Below are 23,116 nucleotides of genomic sequence, written 5' to 3' on the forward strand. Positions count from 1 at the left end.
AGGGGGAACGCATTCCAATTGTAGGAGTGAGCCTGCTCGCGATGGCTGACTAGAGGGCGACTCAGGGTTTATTTCTTCCAGCGATCCGCGGCGGCATGATCACTGTCCCGCCCCTCAACCCAGCGCGGGCCGTCACTGGTGTTTTCTTTCTTCCAGAACGGTGCACGGGTTTTCAGGTAGTCCATGACGAAGGCGCAGGCATCGAAGGCAGCCTGGCGATGGGCGCTGGCGGCGCCGACGAAGACGATCGGTTCGCCCGGTTCCAGCGCGCCGATGCGGTGCAGCACTTCCAGTTTTAGCAGCGGCCAGCGCTGTTCGGCTTCGATGGCGATCTTGCCGAGGGCTTTTTCGGTCATGCCCGGATAGTGTTCAAGGAACATCCCTGCCACATCCAGCCCATCATTGAAGTCGCGCACGTAGCCGACAAAACTCACCACCGCGCCGACGCCGACGTTGGCCGCGTGCATCGCGTTGACTTCAGCGCCCGGATCGAACGGCGTGGCCTGCACGCGAATCGCCATGGCTCAGCCTCCGGTCACGGTAGGGAAAAACGCAACTTCGTCGCCGTCGGTCACTGGTTCGTCGAGCTGGCAGAGGTCTTCGTTGCGTGCACACATCAGGTTTTGTTCGCTCAGCACCTCGGCGCCGTCACGTTGCGCCAGCAGCGCTCGCACGTCGTCGACGGTAGCGAAATCACCCTCAACCTTCAGCGAGTCCACACCCAGCGCTTCACGGTAACGGGCAAAAAACTTCACGGTCAGGTTCATGGCTGCTCCGCCTGGAAGTGCCCGCTCTTGCCGCCGACCTTCTCCAGCAGGCGCACGCTTTCGATGGTCATGCCGCGATCGACGGCTTTGCACATGTCGTAGATGGTCAGTGCGGCGACGCTGGCGGCAGTCAGTGCTTCCATTTCCACACCGGTCTGCCCGGACAGTTTGCAACGGGCGACGATGCGCACGGTGTCTTCGCCGTCGGCACTGAGTTCGACTTTGACGCCAGTAAGCATCAACGGATGGCACAGGGGAATCAGATCGCTGGTTTTCTTCGCCGCCTGAATGCCGGCAATGCGCGCCACGGCGAACACGTCACCCTTGGGATGGCCGCCGCTGACAATCATTTGCAACGTTGCGGGGAGCATGCGCACCAGCGCTTGGGCCGTCGCTTCACGGAACGTCACGGCTTTTTCGGTGACGTCGACCATGTTGGCGCGACCTTGGGAATCGAGATGAGTCAGCACGGGATTACTCCTGATCAGGAGCGTCGATTGTAAACCTGCGGGTCAAATTTCTGCATCACTGATTATGAAATCACCGTTGCCCCTGTGGGAGCGAGCCTGCTCGCGAAAGCGGATTCAGATTCACTATAGATGTCGACTGATACACCGCATTCGCGAGCAGGCTCGCTCCCACAGGGGATATGCATTTATCCATAAAAAAACCGGGCGGCTTTTTTGGCCGCCCGGTTTTGGATGAAGGGTTAAAGATGCGATTCGGCGTATTCGGCCAGAATCGAACGTGGCACCCCTTGCAGGGTGATGTGCACACCGTTGGGGAAATCCTTGAAGCGTTCGGTCAGGTAGGTCAGCCCGGAACTGGTCGCGGACAGGTAAGGGGTGTCGATCTGTGCGAGGTTGCCCAGGCACACCACTTTGGAACCGGCGCCGGCACGGGTGATGATGGTTTTCATCTGGTGCGGCGTGAGGTTCTGGCATTCGTCGATCAGGATCAGGCTCTGCTGGAAGCTGCGACCGCGAATGTAGTTGAGCGATTTGAACTGCAACGGCACTTTGCTGAGGATGTAATCGACGCTGCCATGAGTGTTTTCGTCATCCATGTGCAAGGCTTCGAGGTTGTCAGTGATGGCGCCCAGCCACGGCTCCATTTTTTCCGCTTCGGTACCGGGCAGGAAGCCGATTTCCTGATCCAGGCCCTGAACGCTACGGGTCGCGATGATGCGGCGATAACGCTTGCTGACCATGGTCTGCTCGATCGCTGCGGCCAGTGCCAGAATGGTTTTCCCGGAACCGGCGGCACCCGACAGATTGACCAGATGAATGTCCGGATCCAGCAGCGCGTACAGCGCCAGGCTTTGATAGATATCGCGTGGCTTGAGCCCCCACGCTTCTTGATGCAGCAGCGGTTCCTGGTGCAGGTCGAGGATCAGCAGTTTGGCCTCGTCAATCTCCTTGATCCAGCCGACAAAGCCCTGCTCATCAATGATGAACTCGTTGATGTGCACCGCCGGCAAGTTGTCGATCAGTTGCACTTGATGCCAGGTGCGGCCGTGATCCTGACGGGTATCAACCTTGCTCACGCGGTCCCAGAAAGAGCCGGTCATGTTGTGGTAGCCGTTGGGCAGCAGGGACACGTCATCGACCAGTTGGTCGGTGCTGTAGTCCTCGGAGGCAATACCGCAAGCGCGCGCCTTGAGGCGCATGTTGATGTCTTTGGTGACCAGCACCACCGGTTTTTTCGGGTCGCGGGTGTGCAGGTCGATCAGTTGGTTGATGATTTTGTTGTCGTTCAGATGCTCTGGCAGAATCAGGTTCGATTCGGCCTGCTTGCTCATCAGAATTGACAGCAAGCCCTTCGGCCCGCCCTTGCCGCGCTGGATCGGCACACCCAGCTCGACATCTTCCGGGGAAGCATCGCCCAGGGTCTTGTCGATCAGCCGGATGGCCTGACGGCATTCAGCGGCCACGCTGTGATGCCCGCTCTTGAGCTTGTCCAGCTCTTCAAGCACGGTCATCGGGATCGCGACGTGGTGTTCTTCGAAATTCAGCAGGGCGTTTGGATCGTGAATCAATACGTTGGTATCGAGTACATAAAGGATTGGCTGGTTGGAGGAAGGGCTACGTCCGTGATCATCCATACTCGGTCACCTTTGTCAGAGCCAGTAGACGCAATACCTGAGCGGTGCTGCGCCTCGAAGTGACTGCCGAAATCTCACCTGCGGAGATTCAAGTGACTGCAAACAAACGGGTCTTGGAAGACGCCACCTGTGTTGCAGGTTTCGGCGGTCTGTCTTCGTAATACTCCAAAACCGATGACATAAAAAAGTACTTTGACGGTTTTTTTAAGTTTATTTTGCAGAGTGACGAAAAGCCCTTGGCGGACTGCCCAGACCCCGCTAAAGTCGGAAGTCCGCCTGCACCGAAATCCCGTAAAAAATCACCCCAAGCCCAATGTTTCCGGGCTTTTGCCGTTTCTCAGCGAAACGCGTCCTGACAATCTTCCCAACCGATGCCGCTCTGCGCGGTTTGCGTGATCAGCCACGGCAACGAGGTCTTCACCGCGTCCTGTTTCATGTTGAAATTGATCACCCCGTGACGCCACAGCAGCATCAGGGTCAGCACCCGCTGCGCGCTTGGTGCGCCCTTGAGTTTGCCGGCGCCGTCCTGGGCGTCTATGTCCCATAACGCGACTTGCAAGCCCTGAGTGTTGAAGAAACCTTGGGCGTCGCTGCGCCGCTGACCTTCCGGCGGGCGGAACAGCGGCACATAGTTTTCCGGCAACTTGCTCTTCACCAGGTCAGCGCTGCGTCGCACCGAATCCTGCCAGTCCTGCCAGTGGCTGTGGGAACGGAACTCCCACCCCTGCACGCCGACGCACTGTTTCGAAAAGCCCGCCTGCAGACTGCTGACTGAACGATCGGCCAGCCGCGCCTGAATATCCTTGCCCAACACAAAGAACGTGCCGCTCAGGTTGGACTTGCGCAGGTATTCGGTAAGCCAGTCAGTGTTGTCCGGTTGCAGGTTGGCGGCGCTGTCGAAGGTCAGCAAAAACAGCCGGTCATGCATCTCGTCGCCGTTGCGCTCGTAGTCGCCGAAACGATCGATTTCGCTGCTGGTCTGCGGTGACAGCGCCGCCTTGCGCATCAGTTCGTCCAGATACTGCAAATGGAAGATCCGGCTCGGCTCGGCCCACTTGGTGTAATAGCTGTCGTCACTGACCACGAACTTGGCCGCTTGCTCACGCAGGGTCGGCAGGTCTTCGACGAGGAAACAGAACGAGGCGTCCTGATCGCAGCTTTGCTGGGCGTAGTTGTAGTTGGCCAACAAGCGCTGCCAGAGACGCTGGCGCAGGCTGTTGATCGCGTCGATGTTGATCGTGCGCAGGCCCAGACGCTGAGCCAAAGCGGCTTCGTCCATCGATTCGGTACCGAGCAGGCCACGGGCGAACATGAGGATTTCTGCCCGTGAAGCCACATCAAACAGCGTCGGATTGCTGAGCTGCTCCGGCCAGGTGCTGCGATCCAGCGTCGCCACATCACCCGGCGCCGCGATGGCACCGAAGCTCAAAAGCCACGCGGTGAATAAAAGAACAATGCGCAAAAGGGATGTCTCCATAACAAAACCCGCGCGGCACTATAGCTGATGTGCAAGGCTGAAGGACGCCGCCCTCACCCCAGCCCTCTCCCGGAGGGAGAGGGAGCTGACCGAGTATCGCTTTCGATATCCGCCAATCGGAACTACCGAGTCGAACTCAAATTTTGAAACCAACGAAGATCGGCTCCCTCTCCCTCCGGGAGAGGGCTGGGGTGAGGGAAAAATCCACCAGCCGTCGCAAATGCCCGAGCTTCCCCACACCTATTACCCCCATAGCTGGAGTCAACACCGACAACCCCCTAGAATCGCCCCCACGATTAAAGGAGACGACTTCATGCTGATGGTGATTTCCCCAGCCAAGACCCTCGATTACGAAACACCGCCGGCGACCCAGCGCTTCACCCAGCCGCAATATCTCGACCACTCTCAGGAACTGATCCAGCAATTGCGCGAGCTGACGCCGGCGCAGATCAGCGAACTGATGCATGTGTCCGACAAGATCGGCGGGCTCAACGCCGCGCGTTTCGGCAGCTGGACACCCGCGTTCACCCCGGAAAACGCCAAGCAGGCGCTGCTCGCGTTCAAGGGTGACGTCTATACCGGTCTCGACGCGCAATCCTTCAGCGAAGCCAACTTCGACTACGCGCAAAAACACTTGCGTATGCTCTCCGGCCTCTACGGCCTGCTGCGCCCGCTCGACCTGATGCAGCCGTATCGCCTGGAAATGGGCACAAAACTGGCCAACGCCCGTGGCAAAGATCTGTACGCCTTCTGGGGCACGCGCATCAGCGAGTGGTTGAACGAAGCACTGGCCGATCAGGGCGATGACGTGCTTCTCAACCTCGCTTCCAACGAGTACTTCTCGGCGGTCAAGCGCACAGCTCTGAACGCGCGGATCATCAACACCGAGTTCAAGGATCAGAAGAACGGCCAGTACAAGATCATCAGTTTCTACGCGAAGAAAGCGCGGGGCCTGATGAGCCGTTTCGTGATTCAGGAAAAGATCAACGATCCGGCCCTGCTCAAGCAGTTCGATGTGCAGGGTTATCGCTACAGCGCCGAACAGTCGAAACCCGACAATCTGGTATTTCTGCGCGACCACGCCCCCGAATAAAGCATGCCTATTGCACGACTCTTTCTATAAAGAGTCGTGCAGCCTGCACGCTGTCAAAAATCCCTCGCCTTATTTCGCCATTTTACTGGCGCCAAAAAAACCACCCTGTCTTTTCTAAGATTAGTTTCACTCGACACTGATCATTTTTTTCAGTAGTGGCACCTAAATTTTTTCACCGTAGTGGCACAAAACTATCTAACGTGATTTTTCGCCTGTTATTAAAGGTCGAAAACGAAAGTGCTATCAAATTGAGACTAGTGCCATCTATGACAATATTTCAAGAAATTTCAGTTTTCGCGATGAGCGGGCAGGAACTTCGTCCGAATGCATAGCTCATACCACCGGTAACGATTCTCGCCGAGTTTGTACGAGATAACTTACGCAGAGCAGATAGCCATGTAACCAAGTTGTCACAGCAACTTGCCTAGATGACTAACTAGTCTCAAAACAGACGATGGACAGGAGATACGCACCATTTATATCCCCTACAAAGGCCATGGCCGCGCCCTTATAAACGTGCTCGCCTGAGCACCCAACCGCTTGATTCACGGGACTTTAATCCTGACATCGAGCGCGCAAGACGATTGCACAAGAGTCTTCTCCAAAGAAGATCGGCTGCATAACAGGGCAAGTCATAACAACAAGGCCTGGTTGCGCACATCTTGAGTGCACTTATTTAGACACTCGAAACTTAGTATGCCTGCACACGGCATTGTGGCGCCTGTATGCCGCACTTTCGAGTGCACTAATGAACGCTGAACACCATTAACTCCGGCCCTCTAAGGCCTGATATATACAGAGGTAATTGCGATGCGCATCAGCATATTTGGTTTGGGTTACGTTGGCGCAGTATGTGCCGGTTGCCTGTCTGCACGGGGCCATGACGTAGTTGGCGTCGATGTTGCCAAAGACAAGATCGACATGATCAACGCCGGCAAATCGCCGATTGTAGAACCGGGCCTGGGCGAACTTCTGCAACAGGGTATCCAGACCGGTCGTCTGCGTGGCACGACCAACTTCGCCGAAGCGATTCGTGACACTGACTTGTCGATGATCTGCGTTGGCACGCCGAGCAAAAAGAACGGCGACCTCGAGCTGAACTACATCGAAGCGGTATGCCGCGAGATCGGTTTTGTTCTGCGTGAAAAAACCACCCGCCACACCATCGTCGTGCGCAGCACCGTACTGCCGGGCACTGTTGCCAACGTGGTGATCCCGATTCTTGAAGACTGCTCGGGCAAGAAGGCCGGTGTCGATTTCGGCGTTGCGGTCAACCCTGAGTTCCTGCGTGAATCCACCGCCATTGCCGATTACGACCTGCCACCGATGACCGTCATCGGCGAGTTCGACAAGGCCTCGGGCGACGTTCTGCAATCGCTGTACGAAGAACTCGACGCACCGATCATCCGCAAGGACATCGCCGTTGCCGAGATGATCAAGTACACCTGCAACGTCTGGCACGCGACCAAAGTGACCTTCGCCAACGAGATCGGCAACATCGCCAAAGCCGTCGGCGTCGATGGCCGTGAAGTGATGGAAGTGGTCTGCCAGGACAAGACCCTCAACCTGTCCCAGTACTACATGCGCCCGGGCTTCGCCTTCGGCGGTTCGTGCCTGCCAAAAGACGTGCGCGCCCTGACCTACCGCGCCGGTTCCCTGGACGTCGAAGCGCCGCTGCTCAACTCGCTGATGCGCAGCAACGAATCGCAAGTGCAGAACGCCTTCGACATCGTTGAAAGCCACGACAAACGCAAAGTCGCCCTGCTCGGTCTGAGCTTCAAGGCCGGCACCGACGACCTGCGCGAAAGCCCGCTGGTGGAACTGGCCGAGATGCTGATCGGCAAGGGTTACGACCTGAGCATCTACGACAGCAACGTCGAGTACGCCCGTGTTCACGGCGCGAACAAGGACTACATCGAGTCGAAGATCCCGCACGTTTCGTCCCTGCTCAACGCGGACTTCGATTCGGTGATCGACAACTCCGACGTAATCATCCTCGGCAACCGCGACGAGAAGTTCCGCCCGTTGGCGCAGCAAGCGCCGCACGGCAAACAGGTCATCGACCTGGTGGGCTTCATGGCCAAAGCCACCGACGCTGGTACGCGCACCGAGGGTATCTGCTGGTAAAGCAGCCCTAAGCGACAAGCCTCGAGCTGCAAGCCAAAGCGTTCCGCTTGCAGCTCGAAGCTTGCGGCTTGAAGCCTTCTCACCTTCGGATGACGTTGATGACCAAGCTCAAACATTTTTTTCTGCAATCAGCCGGCTGGCTTTTTTATCTCAGTCTGCTGATGGGCCTGGCCTTGATGCTGCCCACGTCCACATTCGACTCCGAGTCGAAGGACTTCATTTTCCTGATTGGCGCCGTGGGTATCTGGCGCTACTCGATGGGTGCAACGCATTTTGTGCGCGGCATGATTTTTCTCTACATCGTTTACCCGCACCTGCGCCGCAAAGTGCGCAAACTGGGTAAGGCGGCGGACCCGTCGCATGTGTTCCTGATGGTCACCAGTTTCCGTATCGACGCGCTCACCACGGCGCAGGTCTACAGCTCGGTGATCCGTGAAGCCATCGACTGCGAACTGCCGACCACCGTGGTCTGCTCGATCGTGGAAATGTCCGATGAGCTGCTGGTCAAGGCACTGTGGGCGCGGATGAATCCGCCCGACCGCGTCAAGCTCGACTTCGTGCGCATTCCCGGCACCGGCAAACGTGATGGCCTGGCCTATGGTTTCCGCGCGATCTCCCGTCACCTGCCGGACGACCGCGCCGTGGTTGCCGTGATCGATGGCGACACCGTGCTCGGCGAAGGCACCGTGCGCAAGACCGTGCCGTGGTTCCAGCTGTTCGGCAACGTCGGCGGCCTGACCACCAACGAGTTCTGCGAAGTGCGCGGCGGCTACATCATGAGCGAATGGCACAAGCTGCGTTTCGCCCAGCGCCACATCAACATGTGCTCGATGGCCCTGTCCAAACGCGTACTGACCATGACCGGTCGTATGTCGGTGTTCCGCGCCACCGTGGTGACCAACCCGGAATTCATCGCCGACGTTGAAAGCGACTCGCTGCAACACTGGCGTCTGGGCCGCTTCAAGTTCTTGACCGGTGACGACAAGTCGAGCTGGTTCAGCCTGATGCGCCTCGGTTACGACACCTTCTACGTGCCTGACGCGGCGATCAACACCGTTGAACACCCGCCGGAAAAGAGCTTCATCAAGGCCAGCCGCAAACTGATGTTCCGCTGGTACGGCAACAACCTGCGCCAGAACTCGCGAGCACTGGGCCTGGGTGTGAAACGTCTCGGCGCGTTCACCTCGGTGGTGCTGTTCGATCAACGCGTATCGATGTGGACCTCCTTGCTCGGCCTGACCGTGGCGATCATCGCCAGCTTCAAATACGGCACCGCGTTCATCCTGGTGTACCTGCTGTGGATCGGCATCACCCGCCTGATCCTGACATTGCTGTTGTCGTGTTCCGGTCACCGCATCGGCCCGGCTTACCCGGCGATTCTTTATTACAACCAGATCGTTGGCGCGCTGGTGAAGATCTACGTGTTCTTCCGCCTCGACCAACAGTCCTGGACGCGCCAACCCACATCCCTGACCCGTGATCTCGCCAGCTTTCAACGTTGGTTCAACACCTGGTCGTCTCGGACCATGACCTTCTCCGCCGGCAGCATTTTCGTCGCCGTGCTGCTGATGATGGTCTGACCCGCCCCTATTGAATTAACAAGGAAATCGCCCCTATGAATACCGCCGTCAACGCCAACGTAGTGCATGAATCCGAAGCCCAGCGCCAACACGCCCGCGTGAAAATCCCGGCCAAACTGCGCTTCTTCGGTCCTGACCGGACGCCGGTCGAAGCGCGGGTCCTGGACCTCTCGGCCGGTGGTCTGGCGTTCAACGCCGGGCAAATGCCACTGACCATCGGCGAGGTGTACAAGGCGCGCCTGCAATTCGTCATCGACAACCTCGGCCTGGCCATGGACGTTGAACTGCAAGTGCGTTCCTACGACCGCCCGACCGGTCGCGTCGGCTGCCAGTTCCAGAACCTCGAGCAGCAGGACATTTCCACCCTGCGCCACTTGATCACTTCGCACCTGGCTGGCGACATCGTCAGCATCGGCGAAGTGCTGGCGACCCTGCAGCGCGACAACTTCACCAAGGCACGCAAGGTCAAGGACGGCGGTTCCGGCATGACCCCGTTCGGGCGCCTGAAAGCGGTGACGTTCAGCGCCGGTATCTTCGCGGTCGGCCTGGTCGCGGCGGGTTTCATTTTCAAATCGGTTTACGGCATGTATTTCGTCAGCCATGCGCAGGCCGGTCTGGTCAGCGTGCCGGGGATGAACATCACCATGCCGCGTGACGGCACCGTGCAGAGCCTGGTCAAGTCCGACGGCGTTGCGGCGAAAGGCGCGCCACTGGCGACGTTCAGCACCAGCATGCTCGACGTACTCAAGGGTCACCTGGAAGAAGATCAACTGTCGCCGGCCAAGGTTGAAGAACTGTTCGGCAAGCAAATGACTGGCACCCTGACTTCACCGTGCGATTGCACCGTGGCCCAGCAACTGGTGGCTGACGGTCAATACGCGAGCAAGGGCGACGTGATCTTCCAACTGGTACCGCGCAACACCCAGGCCACCGTTGATGCGCGCTTCTCCTATCGCCAGTTCGGTGACGTGCGTCCGGGTACTCCGGTGAGCTTCCAGATCGCCGGCGAAGACAAGACCCGCACCGGCAAGATCGTCAGCAGCACCAGCCTGAAAAGCGCCGATCTGTCCTCCGACATCCGCGTGCAGATCCAGCCTGACGAGCCGCTCGACAGCAGCCTCGCCGGTCGCCCGGTGGAAGTGAACAGCGACCGTGGCCCGAACCTGAACTGGCTGATCGACAAAGCCATGGCTGCCGGTCTTTAAGTCGAGGACATGCCTGTGACTACTCCACCCATCCTGAAAACACCGCGATCCCTGTGGGAGCTGGCCTGCCGGCGATTGGATCAGCGCGGTGTGTCTGATGTACCGCGCCGCCTGAATCGCGAGCAGGCTCACTCCTACATGGGGACGGTGTGTGCCTTGGCATTGGCGGTGAGTCTGGCCGGTTGCGCCGGCCTGCCCGATCAGCGTCTGGCCAACGAAGCGCTCAAGCGTGGCGACACCGCCACCGCCGCGCAGAATTATCAGCAACTGGCCGATCTGGGTTACAGCGAAGCGCAAGTCGGCCTCGCCGATATCCAGGTCGACAGCCGCGATCCTGCGCAAATGAAACAGGCCGAAGCGACTTACCGCGCCGCCGCCAGTGTTTCGCCGCGTGCTCAGGCGCGTCTCGGCCGCTTGCTGGTGGCCAAGCCGGGTTCCACCGAAGCCGAGCATCAGGAAGCCGAAAGCCTGCTGAAAAAAGCCGCCGCCAATGGCGAAGGCAATACGTTGATCCCGCTAGCGATGCTGTACCTGCAATACCCGCACAGCTTCCCCAACATCAACGCGCAGCAGCAGATCGATCAGTGGCGCAAATCCGGTTATCCGGAAGCGGGTCTGGCGCAGGTGCTGCTGTATCGCACCCAAGGTACCTACGACCAGCACCTGGATGACGTGGAAAAGATCTGCAAAGCCGCGCTCAACACCACCGACATCTGCTACGTCGAACTGGCCACGGTCTATCAGAAACGTGCCCAGCCTGAGCAACAAGCCGAGCTGATCAAGCAGATGCAGGCCGGTTACAGCCGTGGCACCGTCACCGCGCAGCGTGTCGATTCCGTGGCCCGTGTCCTGGCCGATTCGACCCTGGGCAAGCCCGACGAAAAAACCGCGCAGTCGCTGCTCGAGCCGATCGCTCCGGGCTACCCGGCGTCGTGGGTGACCCTCGCACAACTGCTCTACGACTACCCGGAACTGGGTGACGTCGATCAGATGATGAAGTACCTCGACAACGGCCGCGCCGCTGACCAGCCGCGCGCCGAACTGTTGCTGGGCAAGCTCTACTACGAAGGGAAAATGGTCCCGGCTGACGCGAAAGTCGCTGAAGAACATTTCCAGAAAGCCGTTGGCCGCGAAGTCGCCGCCGACTACTACCTCGGCCAGATCTATCGCCGTGGTTACCTCGGCAAGGTCTATCCGCAGAAAGCTCTCGACCACCTGCTGACCGCCGCACGCAACGGCCAGAACAGCGCCGACTTCGCCATCGCCCAACTGTTCTCCCAAGGCAAGGGCACCAAACCCGACCCGGTCAACGCCTACGTGTTCAGCCAATTGGCCAAGGCACAAAACACTCCGCAAGCCGATGAGCTGGCAACCACCCTCGCCGCGCAACTGCCGCCCGAGCGTCTGGCCGAAGCCCAACGTCTGCTGCAACAAGAGCAAGCCAACCGTGGCGCTCTGAACCCGAACACGCTGCAACTGCACGCCCTGCAAGAAGAAGACGGCGAGGAAAAACTATGAAGCTGAATCCATTCGTGAAGGCCGGCATTGGCCTTTCGTTCGCGCTGATCTGGTCTTGCCCGACACTGGCCGCGATGACTGAAACCAAGAACTTCGGCCTGGAAGTGAAAGTCACCGGCCAGTCCGAAGACGACCGTGACCTCGGCACCGCCAGCGGCGGCGACGTCAACGGTGTCGGCCTCGACCTGCGTCCGTGGATCTACGGCGAAAGCGGCGCGTGGAGCGCCTACGCCATGGGCCAGGCCGTGACCTCGACCGACATCATCGAAACCGACACCCTGCAACAATCCGACGGTGAACAAGCCACCGACAACGGTGATCGCAAAACCAAGAAAAACTACCTGGCGATGCGCGAGTTCTGGGTCGGCTACAGCGGCCTCACCCCGTACCCTGGCGAGATGCTCAAGTTCGGTCGTCAGCGTCTGCGCAATGACGATGGCCAGTGGCGCGACACCAACATCGAAGCGCTGAACTGGACCTTCGACACCACCCTGTTGCGCGCCAACGCCGGTGTCGCCGAACGCTTCAGCGAATACCGCACCGACTTGAAAGAGCTGGCGCCGAAAGACAAGGATCGCCTGCACGCCTACGCCGATGCGGCCTATCAGTGGACGCCGGGCAACTGGGTCGGCATTCGTGGTCACCACACCCACGATGACGGCAAACTCGATTACGCCGAGCCGGGTGTTCCACGCGACTCGCTGGACAAGACCGAGAACGGCGACATCAGCTGGATCGGCCTGACCGCTGACAGCGACGCCTACAACTGGCGCAACACCAACACCGTCAACTATTGGGGCAGCATCACCGGCATGAGCGGCGACCGCGACACGGTCAACGCCTTGAATGGCGATGGTTCGCGTCCGGCGCAAGCCAAGCGCAGCGATGACGTCAACGGCTGGGCCACCGACATCGGTGTGCGTCTGCGCCTTGATCCGCAATGGCAAGTCGGCGGTGCCTATGCCCGTGCCAGTGCCGATTACGAGCAGACCGGTCTGGAAAGCAACCGCTCCAACTACACCGGTACGCGCTCGCGTGTGCACCGTTTCGGCGAAGCGTTCCGTGGCGAAATGAACAACATGCAGACCGCGACCCTGTTCGGTTCGTGGATGGTCAACGACGAGTACGACGCCAGCCTGATCTACCACAAATTCTGGCGCGTCGACGGCAACAAGCCGGTGGGCAGCAACGGCATCAACGCCGTAGAAAACAACACCGACGACGTCACCGGCGCGATCCTGTCCAGCACCTCGCTGCCGCTTGAAGACGGCAACAAGGATCTGGGTCAGGAGATGGACCTGGTCGTCACCAAGTACTTCAAGCAAGGCCTGTTGCCGGCGGCGCTGAGCCAGTCGATCGACGAGCCTTCGGCCCTCGTGCGCTTCCGTGGCGGTGTGTTCAAACCGGGCGATGCCTACGGCAAGCAGGTTGATTCGTACATGCACCGCGCGTTCATCGACGTGATCTGGCGCTTCTGATGCAAACCGCCAAGGGAGTGCCCGACATGATCAGCACCAGGACAGGCTCACTCAGCCTGCTGGCCGGCGCGATGCTGCTGGCCAGCGCCAGCGCCTTCGCGACTGTGGAGCCGGTTAAGCCGGTGACCACCGCGAAAGAGCTGCAACAAGCCAAGACCTACACCGTCAGCAGCGCGCCGACCGAAGCGCTGAACCTGGCCGCGCCGAAACTGCCGGACATTTCCGGCTATACCGCCGAAGCCGCTGCGGCGAAAATCAACCGCAGCAAAGCGGGCAAGATCAGCGTGCGCCGGATGATGCAGGAAGACGCGCTGAAGGACTTCATCGGCGGCGACAACAAGATGGCCGAATGGGTGGTGCGTCAGCACGGTATCCCGCAGGCGATCTTCGTCGACGACGGTTACATGAACCTCAAGGACCTTGCGCAGAAACTGCCCAAGCAGTATTTCAGCGAGACCTCGCCGGGCGTGTACCTGTCGAAGCTGCCGATCGTCGTGGGCCGTAAAGGCATCCTCGAAATCGACGGCCAGACCCAGGAATTGCGCCTGTCGCAAGAGGCCGGGGCGTTCATGGTCAACGACGGCCAACTGTTCGTGCGTGACACCAAAGTCACCGGCTGGCGCGAGAAGGAAAACGGCCCGGCAACCTTCCGTTCGCCGAAGGAATTCCGCCCGTTCCTGCTCGCTTGGGGTGGCACCGAGACCTACATCGTCAACAGCAAGATGGCCAGCTTCGGCTACGCCAACAGTAAGTCGTACGGGGTGAGTATTTCCCAGTACACGCCGAACATGGCCAAGGTCCTCAAGCGCCCTGAACCGACCGGCTGGATCGTCGGTTCCGAGTTCTCCGACATGTGGTACGGCTTCTACTGCTACGAGACCCGCGACTTCGTGGTCAAGGGCAACACCTACAAAGACAACATCGTCTACGGCATCGACCCGCACGACCGTTCCCACGGCCTGATCATTGCCGAGAACACCGTGCACGGCACGAAGAAGAAGCACGGGATCATTATTTCCCGTGAGGTCAACGACAGCTTCATCTTCAACAACAAGAGCTTCGACAACCACCTCTCGGGACTGGTGATCGACCGGAACAGCGTCAACAACATCATTGCCTACAACGAGATCTACAAGAACCACACCGACGGCATCACCCTCTACGAGTCCGCCGACAACCTGCTGTGGGGCAACAAGGTCATCAGCAACAAGCGCCACGGCATCCGCATTCGTAACAGCGTGAACATCCGCCTCTACGAAAACGTCGCCATGGCCAATGGTCTGACCGGCGTCTACGGCCACATCAAAGACCTCACCGACACCGACCGTGACATCAAGCTCGACCCGTTCGATGCGCAGGTGTCGCTGATCGTCGTTGGCGGTGAGCTGGCGGCCAATGGCAGCGGCCCGCTGTCGATCGATTCACCGTTGAGTGTCGAGCTGTATCGCGTGTCGATGCTGGCGCCGACCAAATCCAGCGGCATCAGCTTCAACGGCATCCTCGGCGAGCGCCAGGATGAAATTCTCGACCTGCTGGTGCGCCAGCAGAAAGCCGTGCTGATCGACCCTGTCGAACGCCAGACCGAAATGCAGGACTGAGGATAATTTTATGCACCCACACTTGATCAGATTACTCAGCCTGTCGGCCCTGACCGTGGGCATTCTCGCGGCCAGCAACGGCGCCCGCGCCGATGAAGGCGCCGCTGCCACGCCGCCAAAATTCAGCGCCGAACCATGCTGCAACCTGTGCCCGGCCGCCCATGACGCGAAGAACTACACCACGCGTTATCAGCAGAACTTCACCACGCTGGTGCAGGCGCAAGGTGACTGGCTGTTCCGGACGCAGGAAGACCTGCGCACCGAGTTCAACACCACCCCGGCCGGCTACAAACGCCTGCAACAGTTGCACGATGCGTTCAAAGCCAAAGGCGTTGAACTGGTGATCGTTTACCAGCCGACCCGTGGTCTGGTGAACCGCAACAAGCTCAACCCGCAGGAAAAAGCCGCGTTCGATTACGAGAAAGCGCTGGGCAACTACAAGACCATGCTCGGCCGTTTCGCCAAGATGGGTTACGTGGTGCCGGACCTGTCGCCGCTGACCAACGAATCGCTGCCGGACACCCTGCCCGCCCACGATTTCTACTTCCGCGGCGACCAGCACTGGACGCCATACGGCGCACAGCGCACGGCGAAAATCGTCGCCGAGAAGGTCAAGCAGATCCCGGCCTTCGCCGACGTGCCCAAGCGTGAATTCGAAACCAAGCGCTCTGGGCGCATGGGCAAGACCGGCACCTTGCACAACATGGCCGGGCAATTGTGCGGCACCAGTTACGCGATCCAGTACATGGATCAATTCACCACCGAGCCTAAGGGCGAGGCCGGTGACGGCGATCTGTTCGGTGATTCCGGCAACCCGCAAATCACCCTCGTTGGTACTTCGCACAGCGGCAAGAACTACAACTTCGCCGGTTTCCTCGAAGAAGCCATCGGCGCCGACATTCTCAACGTCGCCTTCCCCGGCGGTGGTCTGGAAGGTTCGATGTTGCAGTACCTCGGCAGCGACGAATTCCAGAAGACGCCGCCGAAGATTCTTATCTGGGAATTCTCGCCGCTGTACCGCCTCGATCAGGAAACCATCTATCGCCAGATGATGTCCCTGCTCGACAACGGCTGCGAAGGCAAAGACGCGCAAATGTCCGCGAGCACCACGCTCAAGCCGGGCAGCAAACAAGAACTGCTGGTCAACAGCAAGAACCTGAACCTGCAGAACAGCAGCCATCAGGTCGACATCCGCTTCGCCGACCCTTCGGTGAAAACCCTGCAAGCCACCCTCTGGTACATGAACGGTCGCCACGAGGACATCAAGATCGAGAAACCGGAAACCTCCGACACCGACGGTCGTTTCGCCTTTGAGTTGCGCACGGACGAAGACTGGGCCTCGCAAAACCTGCTGGCGGTCGAAGTCCAGGGCCCGGAAGCGGGCACCGCGCCACAGAAAGTCGAAGCGAAAATCTGCAAACGCAACGTATTCCCGGGCGCTGGGCAACAAACCGCTCAGGTCGGGCAATGAGGTCTGCTATGCGAAACTCGAAACTGAAAACCCTTTTAGCGCCGACGCTACTCGGGCTGGCGATCTTCGCCGGCACCGCGCAGGCCGCCGCGCCATTGCGTCCACCTCAGGGCTATTTCGCGCCTGTGGATAAATTCAAGACCGGTGACAAAAGCGAAGGCTGCGACGCGATGCCGACGCCGTACACCGGGCCGCTGCAATTTCGCAGCAAATACGAAGGTTCGGACAAGGCCCGCGCAACGCTGAACGTGCAGTCGGAGAAAGCCTTTCGCGACACCACCAAAGACATCACCACGCTGGAACGCGGCACCGCCAAACGGGTGATGCAGTTCATGCGCGACGGTCGTCCGGAACAGCTCGAATGCACACTGAACTGGCTGACCGCGTGGGCCAAGGCCGATGCGTTGATGTCGAAAGACTTCAACCACACCGGCAAGTCGATGCGCAAATGGGCGCTGGGCAGCATGGCCTCTTCGTACATTCGCCTGAAGTTCTCCGACTCGCATCCGCTGGCCCAGCATCAGCAGGAAGCGCAGTTGATCGAGGCGTGGTTCAGCAAAATGGCCGATCAGGTGGTCAGCGACTGGGACAACCTGCCGCTGGAAAAAACCAACAACCACTCCTACTGGGCAGCGTGGTCGGTGATGGCGACCTCGGTCGCGACCAACCGCCGCGACCTGTTTGACTGGGCGGTGAAGGAATACAAGGTTGGCGTCAATCAAGTCGATGCCGACGGCTTCCTGCCGAACGAACTCAAGCGCCAGCAACGCGCCCTCGCCTATCACAACTACGCCCTGCCGCCGCTGGCGATGATCGCCAGTTTTGCCCAGGTCAACGGTGTTGATTTGCGTCAGGAAAACAACGGTGCGCTGAAACGTCTCGGTGATCGGGTGTTGTCGGGGGTGAAAGACCCGGATGAGTTCGAGAAGAAGAACGGCAAAGAGCAGGACATGACCGATCTGAAAGAGGACATGAAATTCGCCTGGCTCGAACCGTTCTGCACGCTCTACACCTGCCCGCCGGATGTGATCGAGAAGAAGCACGGCATGCAGCCGTTCAAGACCTTCCGCCTGGGTGGGGATCTGACCAAGGTCTACGACCCGTCGCATGAAAAGGGCAACAAAGGCTCATAAAGCAAAAGCCCCTCACCCTAACCCTCTCCCAAAGGGAGAGGGGACTGACCGAGGTGGCTGTGCGAGTTACGCCGAAATGAAATACCGAGTCGATCTCAGGCTTTGAAAAAACCGAGATCAGGCTGCAAGGAAATACCGAGTCGGTCTCAGGCGTTGAAAAACAACCGGGATCAGGCTGCACAGAAATACCGAGTTGATCTCAGGCGTTGAAAAACAATCGAGATCAGGCTGCACGGAAATATCGGGTCGATCTCCTTTTCTGAAAACCATGGAGATCAGGCTCCCTCTCCCTCCGGGAGAGGGCGGGGGGTGAGGGCGGGTTTTCAAGGCCCTGCACAACCCTGACAGAAACACCGTTTCACCCCTCCACTACCACGGGGGGTTTGGGGGGGCTTTGGCCCTTGACTGTTGGTTCAAACATGGAGAGATCGGGATGGTATTTTCATCCAACGTGTTCCTGTTTCTGTTCTTGCCGATCTTTCTCGGCTTGTACTACTTGAGCGGGCAACGCTATCGCAACCTGCTGCTGCTGATCGCCAGCTACGTGTTCTATGCCTGGTGGCGTGTGGACTTCCTCGCGCTGTTCGCAGCGGTCACGTTGTGGAACTACTGGATCGGCCTGAAAGTCGGTGCCGCCGGCGTCAGAACCAAACCGGCGCAGCGCTGGCTGCTGCTCGGTGTCGCAGTCGACCTGTGCATCCTCGGCTACTTCAAGTACGCCAACTTCGGCGTCGACAGCATCAACGCGATGATGACGTCGGTCGGTCTCGAACCGTTCATCCTCACCCACGTGCTGTTGCCGATTGGTATCTCGTTCTACATCTTCGAGTCGATCAGCTACATCATCGACGTGTATCGCGGCGACACCCCGGCCACGCGCAACCTGATCGACTTCGCGGCGTTCGTGGCGATCTTCCCGCACTTGATTGCCGGCCCGGTTCTGCGTTTCCGCGACCTCGCCGACCAGTTCAACAACCGCACGCACACCCTCGATAAATTCTCCGAGGGCTGCACGCGGTTCATGCAGGGTTTCATCAAAAAGGTCTTTATCGCCGACACCCTCGCGGTGGTCGCTGACCATTGCTTCGCCCTGCAAAACCCGACCACCGGTGACGCCTGGCTCGGCGCGCTGGCCTACACCGCGCAGCTGTATTTCGACTTCTCCGGTTACAGCGACATGGCCATCGGTCTGGGCTTGATGATGGGTTTCCGTTTCATGGAAAACTTCAAACAGCCGTACATCAGCCAGTCGATCACTGAGTTCTGGCGTCGCTGGCACATCAGCCTGTCGACCTGGCTGCGTGACTACCTCTACATCACCCTCGGCGGTAACCGTAAAGGCACGCTGATGACCTATCGCAACCTGTTCCTGACCATGCTCCTCGGTGGTCTGTGGCACGGCGCGAACATCACCTACATCGTCTGGGGCGCCTGGCACGGCATGTGGCTGGCGATTGAGAAAGCGCTGGGCCTGAACACTTCGCCGCGCAGCCTCAACCCGATCCGCTGGGCGCTGACCTTCCTGCTCGTGGTCATGGGCTGGGTGATCTTCCGCGCCGAGAACCTGCATGTCGCCGGCCGTATGTACGGCGCAATGTTCAGCTTCGGTGACTGGTCGCTGTCGGAACTCAACCAGGCCAGCCTCACCGGTCTGCAAGTGGCGACTTTGGTTGTTGCGTACGTGACGCTGGCGTTCTTCGGTCTGCGCGATCTGTACACCAATCAACCGCCAGCCAAAACCAAACCTGAAGTCAACGTCGAGGCCAACGGCCCTGCCACCGCGACCCCAGGAATGATCAAGGCAGCACCCGGCGAAAACCCGGCCAGCATCCATGAGCCTGGCTACACCGTCGGCGTCGAAGCCCAGGTGCAACCGGCCTACTGGAGCGCGGACTGGTCCCGCTACGTGATGCGCGGCCTGATCCTGCTGCTGTTCATCGCCTCGATTCTCAAACTCTCGGCGCAAAGCTTCTCGCCGTTCCTTTACTTCCAGTTCTGAGGGATCTGACATGACCCGCTCATTACGCATCTTCTACATCGCCCTGTTCCTGGTGACCCTGTTGGTCCTCGGTCTGTGGTCGGTTCGCAGCTTCTTCGGCTTCAGCACCAACGCCGACGCGACGGTGCTCAACGGCCGCTGGACCAAGGCTGTGGAAACCCATTACGACGATGAATTCCCGATCAAGCGTCTGGGCACCAATCTCTGGGCCGCGCTGGATTTCAAACTGTTCAACGAGGGTCGTCCGGGCGTGGTGCTCGGTCGCGATCAGTGGTTGTACAGCGATGAGGAATTCAACCCGATCGTCAACGAAGAGCTGAACCTGCAAGGCAACTACGCGCTGGTCGAAGGCGTGCGCCAGACCCTCAAAGAGAAAGGCGTGAAACTGGTGATGGCGATCGTGCCGGCCAAGGTTCGTCTTTACCCGGAGCATCTGGGTGAAGTGAAACCGGCGAGCATCCACGAAAACCTTTATGAGGATTTCCACCACCGCGTCGCGGCGGACAAGATCCTCGCCCCGGACCTGCTCAAGCCATTGCAACAGGCCAAGCAGAACGGTCAGCAAGTGTTCCTGCGCACCGACACGCACTGGACGCCGGAAGGTGCCGAAATTGCCGCGAACACCCTGGCGAAAACCATCGCCGACAAGTTCCCGCTGAGCGGCGAGCCGCAACGCTTCGTCACTACGCCAGCGGAAAAAGTCACGCACAAGGGCGATCTGCGCTTGTTCCTGCCGCTTGATCCGCTGTTCGAAAACCTGATGCCGGCGCAAGAGCCGCTGCAAAAGCGCAACACCGTCGCGGCCGGCGAGCAGCCTGCCGGTGATGACGCGCTGTTCGCCAGCAATGAAGTGCCGGTGGCACTGGTCGGCACCAGCTACAGCGCCAACCCTAACTGGAACTTCGTCGGTGCGCTGAAACAAGCGCTGCACAGCGACGTGGTGAGCTACGCCGAAGACGGCCACGGCCCGATCCTGCCGATGCTCAGCTACCTGAAAAGCGATGACTTCAAGAACAGCCCGCCACAGGTGCTGATCTGGGAGTTTCCTGAACGATATCTGCCTGTGAACAACGAAATCGGCGACGCCGACCCGCAGTGGGTCGCAGAGCTTAAACAAGCCGGCGCGCGCCAACAAAACGTAGCAATCAACACTAAATCCGAGACGCCCGATCGGGCGCAAAACTGAAAGAGAGGTACACCATGACTTTCACTACTACTCCTCGCCGTCTCGCTAAAAGCTTCGCACTGGTTGCTGGCCTCAGCGTGCTTTCTGTCCCTGCCTTTGCCGGTGGCGACGCCGCGCTGTACGGCCCGACCGCACCGAAAGGCTCGACCTTTGTGCGGATCTACAACGCCAGCAACGCAGAAGTCAGCGCCACCGTTGGCAGCACCAATCTGAGCGACGTTGCGCCACTGGCCAGCAGCGACTTCAGCTTCATGCCGGGCGGTGATTACAGCGCCAAGGTCGGCAGCCAGACCCTGCCGGTAAAACTCGCCGGCGACCACTACTACACCCTGGTCAACAACGCCTCCGGCGCGCCGCAACTGATCGAAGAGCCGCCGTTCAAGAACAAGCAGAAATCCCTGGTGCGCGTGCAGAACCTCAGCGACAAGCCGCTGACCCTGAAGACCGCCGACGGCAAGACCGACGTGGTGCCGAACGTGGCCGCCAAGGGCCGTGGCGAACGTGAAATCAACCCGGTGAAAGTCAGCCTGGCGCTGTACGAAGGTGACAAGAAAGTCGGCGACGTGAAGCCGGTTGCCCTGGAGCGCGGTGAAGCAGCGGTGCTGTACGTCACCGGCAGCGGCAGCAGCCTGTCGCCAGTCTGGGTGAAACGCCCGGTATCGACTCGCTAACAAATTTTCCGAACTGACGCAGTGCCCCCTGTGGGAGCGAGCCTGCTCGCGAATACGGTCTGACATCCAACATCAATGTCGACTGATACGCCGCTTTCGCGAGCAGGCTCGCTCCCACCCTTGACCGGGTTGTCAGTTCGGATACGAGACAAAAACAAGAGTGAAACGACATAGCGTTCGTGCCTCTAACCCAATCGATTTTATGGAGTAAACAATATGATTCCGGTGATCTTGTCAGGTGGTAGCGGTTCGCGTCTCTGGCCGCTTTCGCGTAAGCAGTTCCCTAAGCAATTCCTCGCCCTGACCGGCGAACACACCCTCTTCCAGCAGACCCTTGAGCGTCTGGTGTTCGAAGGCATGGACACCCCGATCGTGGTCTGCAACAAGGATCACCGCTTCATCGTCAACGAGCAGTTGGCCAATCGCAAACTGGAATGCCAGCGCATCCTCATGGAACCGTTCGGCCGCAACACCGCGCCGGCCGTGGCGTTGACCGCGATGATGCTGGTCAATGAAGGCCGTGACGAACTGATGCTGGTGCTGCCGGCCGACCACGTGCTGGAAGATCAGAAAGCCCTGCAACGTGCTCTGGCCCTGGCCACCGTCGCCGCCGAAAACGGCGAAATGGTGCTGTTCGGCGTACCCGCGACCAAACCGGAAACCGGTTACGGCTACATCAAATCCACTGCGGATTCGCTGCTGCCCGAAGGCGTCAGCCGCGTTTCGCACTTCGTCGAAAAACCTGACGTCAAACGTGCCACCGAGTACGTCGAATCCGGCGGCTACTACTGGAACAGCGGCATGTTCCTGTTCCGCGCCAGCCGCTTCCTCGAAGAGCTGAAAAAGCACGATCCGGACATCTACGACACCTGTCTGCTGACCCTCGAACGCAGCCAGCAGGACGCCGACACCATCACCTTCGACGAAGCGACCTTCGCCTGCTGCCCGGACAACTCCATCGACTACTCCGTCATGGAAAAAACCCAGCGCGCCTGCGTCGTGCCGTTGACCGCCGGCTGGAGCGATGTCGGTTGCTGGTCGTCGCTGTGGGAAGTCAACGAGAAAGACGCCAACGGCAACGTCACCAAAGGCGACGTGGTGATTCAGGACAGCAAGAACTGCATGATCCACGGCAACGGCAAACTGGTGTCGGTGATCGGCCTGGAAAACATCGTTGTGGTCGAAACCAAAGACGCGATGATGATTGCGCACAAAGACAAGGTTCAGGGCGTCAAGCAGATGGTCAACACGCTCAATGAGCAGGGCCGCAGCGAAACCCAGAACCACTGCGAAGTCTATCGTCCGTGGGGTTCCTACGACTCGGTGGACATGGGCGGGCGCTTCCAGGTCAAGCACATCTCGGTGAAACCGGGCGCGTGCCTGTCGCTGCAGATGCACCATCACCGCGCCGAACACTGGATCGTGGTCAGCGGCACTGCTGAAGTGACCTGCGATGAAAACGTGTTCCTGCTCTGCGAAAACCAGTCGACCTACATCCCGATCGCCTCGGTGCACCGCCTGCGCAACCCGGGCAAGATCCCGCTGGAAATCATCGAAGTGCAATCGGGCAGCTACCTGGGTGAAGACGATATCGAACGCTTCGAAGATATCTACGGTCGCTCCACCCCGATCGAACGTGGCGTGTCGGTGAAAACCATCGCGCAGTGATCGATCTGCAATAAGAAGCCCTCGTCCAGCCCGCTGCGTCC

General features: G+C 59.3%; 18 protein-coding genes. 13 read left to right on the forward strand and 5 right to left on the reverse strand.

All coding sequences use genetic code 11. The features are described 5' to 3' along the window. Positions 1 to 68 precede the first annotated feature (68 nt). The 5 genes from moaE to ACOYXJ_RS04335 all read right to left on the reverse strand — a co-directional run bounded on the left by moaE (position 69) and on the right by ACOYXJ_RS04335 (position 4,333). Positions 69 to 521: a molybdopterin synthase catalytic subunit MoaE gene (gene moaE, locus ACOYXJ_RS04315; protein ID WP_038357637.1), complete on the reverse strand. Its 453-nt coding sequence runs from the start codon at positions 519 to 521 to the stop codon at positions 69 to 71. 3 nt (positions 522 to 524) lie between these two features. After that, positions 525 to 767, reverse strand: a complete 243-nt coding sequence (gene moaD, locus ACOYXJ_RS04320; RefSeq protein WP_150792412.1) for a molybdopterin converting factor subunit 1 — start codon at positions 765 to 767, stop codon at positions 525 to 527. Further along, positions 764 to 1,237, reverse strand: a complete 474-nt coding sequence (gene moaC, locus ACOYXJ_RS04325) for a cyclic pyranopterin monophosphate synthase MoaC (protein WP_007914310.1) — start codon at positions 1,235 to 1,237, stop codon at positions 764 to 766. The genes moaD and moaC overlap by 4 nt, the downstream gene beginning before the upstream one ends. 239 nt (positions 1,238 to 1,476) lie before the next feature. Further along, the gene (locus ACOYXJ_RS04330; protein ID WP_122598021.1) at positions 1,477 to 2,871 is read right to left on the reverse strand and encodes a PhoH family protein; all 1,395 of its coding nucleotides are present in this window, start codon (positions 2,869 to 2,871) and stop codon (positions 1,477 to 1,479) included. Between the two features lie 337 nt (positions 2,872 to 3,208). After that, the gene (locus ACOYXJ_RS04335) at positions 3,209 to 4,333 is read right to left on the reverse strand and encodes a polysaccharide deacetylase family protein (RefSeq protein ID WP_460368080.1); all 1,125 of its coding nucleotides are present in this window, start codon (positions 4,331 to 4,333) and stop codon (positions 3,209 to 3,211) included. Between the two features lie 328 nt (positions 4,334 to 4,661). Here ACOYXJ_RS04335 and yaaA point away from each other — a divergent pair, with 328 nt between their 5' ends. The 13 genes from yaaA (at position 4,662) to ACOYXJ_RS04400 (ending at position 23,075) form a co-directional block, all read left to right on the forward strand. After that, on the forward strand, positions 4,662 to 5,441 hold the full coding sequence (yaaA, locus tag ACOYXJ_RS04340) for a peroxide stress protein YaaA (protein WP_150650157.1): 780 nt from the start codon (positions 4,662 to 4,664) through the stop codon (positions 5,439 to 5,441). An 810-nt stretch (positions 5,442 to 6,251) separates the two neighbouring features. Next, positions 6,252 to 7,568 carry a nucleotide sugar dehydrogenase gene (locus tag ACOYXJ_RS04345; RefSeq protein ID WP_007914305.1) on the forward strand — a complete coding sequence of 439 codons (1,317 nt, stop codon included), beginning with the start codon at positions 6,252 to 6,254 and terminating at the stop codon, positions 7,566 to 7,568. A gap of 98 nt (positions 7,569 to 7,666) precedes the next feature. Next, on the forward strand, positions 7,667 to 9,148 hold the full coding sequence (alg8, locus tag ACOYXJ_RS04350) for a mannuronan synthase (RefSeq protein WP_163004737.1): 1,482 nt from the start codon (positions 7,667 to 7,669) through the stop codon (positions 9,146 to 9,148). A gap of 35 nt (positions 9,149 to 9,183) precedes the next feature. Next, on the forward strand, positions 9,184 to 10,353 hold the full coding sequence (locus ACOYXJ_RS04355) for an alginate biosynthesis protein Alg44 (protein WP_095119392.1): 1,170 nt from the start codon (positions 9,184 to 9,186) through the stop codon (positions 10,351 to 10,353). 9 nt (positions 10,354 to 10,362) lie between these two features. Next, complete coding sequence (gene algK, locus ACOYXJ_RS04360; RefSeq protein ID WP_460368083.1) at positions 10,363 to 11,871, forward strand: alginate biosynthesis TPR repeat lipoprotein AlgK; 1,509 nt, start codon at positions 10,363 to 10,365, stop codon at positions 11,869 to 11,871. Next, complete coding sequence (locus ACOYXJ_RS04365; protein WP_460368085.1) at positions 11,868 to 13,349, forward strand: alginate export family protein; 1,482 nt, start codon at positions 11,868 to 11,870, stop codon at positions 13,347 to 13,349. The genes algK and ACOYXJ_RS04365 overlap by 4 nt, the downstream gene beginning before the upstream one ends. Before the next feature lie 26 nt (positions 13,350 to 13,375). Continuing rightward, positions 13,376 to 14,947: a mannuronan 5-epimerase AlgG gene (gene algG, locus ACOYXJ_RS04370; RefSeq protein WP_460368087.1), complete on the forward strand. Its 1,572-nt coding sequence runs from the start codon at positions 13,376 to 13,378 to the stop codon at positions 14,945 to 14,947. 10 nt (positions 14,948 to 14,957) lie between these two features. Continuing rightward, complete coding sequence (locus tag ACOYXJ_RS04375; RefSeq protein ID WP_077571213.1) at positions 14,958 to 16,418, forward strand: alginate O-acetyltransferase; 1,461 nt, start codon at positions 14,958 to 14,960, stop codon at positions 16,416 to 16,418. A gap of 8 nt (positions 16,419 to 16,426) precedes the next feature. Beyond that, complete coding sequence (locus tag ACOYXJ_RS04380) at positions 16,427 to 17,551, forward strand: mannuronate-specific alginate lyase (RefSeq protein ID WP_150792406.1); 1,125 nt, start codon at positions 16,427 to 16,429, stop codon at positions 17,549 to 17,551. A 433-nt stretch (positions 17,552 to 17,984) separates the two neighbouring features. Continuing rightward, on the forward strand, positions 17,985 to 19,550 hold the full coding sequence (locus ACOYXJ_RS04385; protein WP_064118394.1) for an MBOAT family O-acyltransferase: 1,566 nt from the start codon (positions 17,985 to 17,987) through the stop codon (positions 19,548 to 19,550). Between the two features lie 10 nt (positions 19,551 to 19,560). Then, positions 19,561 to 20,736 (forward strand): alginate O-acetyltransferase, encoded by a 1,176-nt coding sequence (locus ACOYXJ_RS04390; RefSeq protein ID WP_123451840.1) that lies wholly within the window; start codon positions 19,561 to 19,563, stop codon positions 20,734 to 20,736. Between the two features lie 14 nt (positions 20,737 to 20,750). Next, positions 20,751 to 21,407: an alginate O-acetyltransferase AlgF gene (locus ACOYXJ_RS04395; protein WP_038357614.1), complete on the forward strand. Its 657-nt coding sequence runs from the start codon at positions 20,751 to 20,753 to the stop codon at positions 21,405 to 21,407. Positions 21,408 to 21,623: 216 nt separating this feature from the next. Then, entirely contained in the window at positions 21,624 to 23,075 is a 1,452-nt protein-coding gene (locus tag ACOYXJ_RS04400; protein ID WP_150792404.1) for a mannose-1-phosphate guanylyltransferase/mannose-6-phosphate isomerase, read from the forward strand. Positions 23,076 to 23,116: the final 41 nt, after the last annotated feature.

The organism is Pseudomonas sp. Tul2A7 (assembly GCF_054790505.1).

Excerpts from the sequence above, each read along its gene's own strand:
- ACOYXJ_RS04395 (WP_038357614.1), top strand. The coding sequence starts at position 20,751 with ATGACTTTCACTACTACTCCTCGCCGTCTCGCTAAAAGCTTCGCACTG.
- ACOYXJ_RS04380 (WP_150792406.1), top strand. The coding sequence starts at position 16,427 with ATGCGAAACTCGAAACTGAAAACCCTTTTAGCGCCGACGCTACTCGGG.
- ACOYXJ_RS04390 (WP_123451840.1), top strand. The coding sequence starts at position 19,561 with ATGACCCGCTCATTACGCATCTTCTACATCGCCCTGTTCCTGGTGACC.
- ACOYXJ_RS04345 (WP_007914305.1), top strand. The coding sequence starts at position 6,252 with ATGCGCATCAGCATATTTGGTTTGGGTTACGTTGGCGCAGTATGTGCC.
- ACOYXJ_RS04330 (WP_122598021.1), bottom strand. The coding sequence starts at position 2,871 with ATGGATGATCACGGACGTAGCCCTTCCTCCAACCAGCCAATCCTTTAT.
- ACOYXJ_RS04375 (WP_077571213.1), top strand. The coding sequence starts at position 14,958 with ATGCACCCACACTTGATCAGATTACTCAGCCTGTCGGCCCTGACCGTG.
- moaD (WP_150792412.1), bottom strand. The coding sequence starts at position 767 with ATGAACCTGACCGTGAAGTTTTTTGCCCGTTACCGTGAAGCGCTGGGT.
- yaaA (WP_150650157.1), top strand. The coding sequence starts at position 4,662 with ATGCTGATGGTGATTTCCCCAGCCAAGACCCTCGATTACGAAACACCG.
- algK (WP_460368083.1), top strand. The coding sequence starts at position 10,363 with ATGCCTGTGACTACTCCACCCATCCTGAAAACACCGCGATCCCTGTGG.
- moaE (WP_038357637.1), bottom strand. The coding sequence starts at position 521 with ATGGCGATTCGCGTGCAGGCCACGCCGTTCGATCCGGGCGCTGAAGTC.
- alg8 (WP_163004737.1), top strand. The coding sequence starts at position 7,667 with ATGACCAAGCTCAAACATTTTTTTCTGCAATCAGCCGGCTGGCTTTTT.
- ACOYXJ_RS04365 (WP_460368085.1), top strand. The coding sequence starts at position 11,868 with ATGAAGCTGAATCCATTCGTGAAGGCCGGCATTGGCCTTTCGTTCGCG.
- ACOYXJ_RS04385 (WP_064118394.1), top strand. The coding sequence starts at position 17,985 with ATGGTATTTTCATCCAACGTGTTCCTGTTTCTGTTCTTGCCGATCTTT.
- algG (WP_460368087.1), top strand. The coding sequence starts at position 13,376 with ATGATCAGCACCAGGACAGGCTCACTCAGCCTGCTGGCCGGCGCGATG.
- ACOYXJ_RS04400 (WP_150792404.1), top strand. The coding sequence starts at position 21,624 with ATGATTCCGGTGATCTTGTCAGGTGGTAGCGGTTCGCGTCTCTGGCCG.
- ACOYXJ_RS04355 (WP_095119392.1), top strand. The coding sequence starts at position 9,184 with ATGAATACCGCCGTCAACGCCAACGTAGTGCATGAATCCGAAGCCCAG.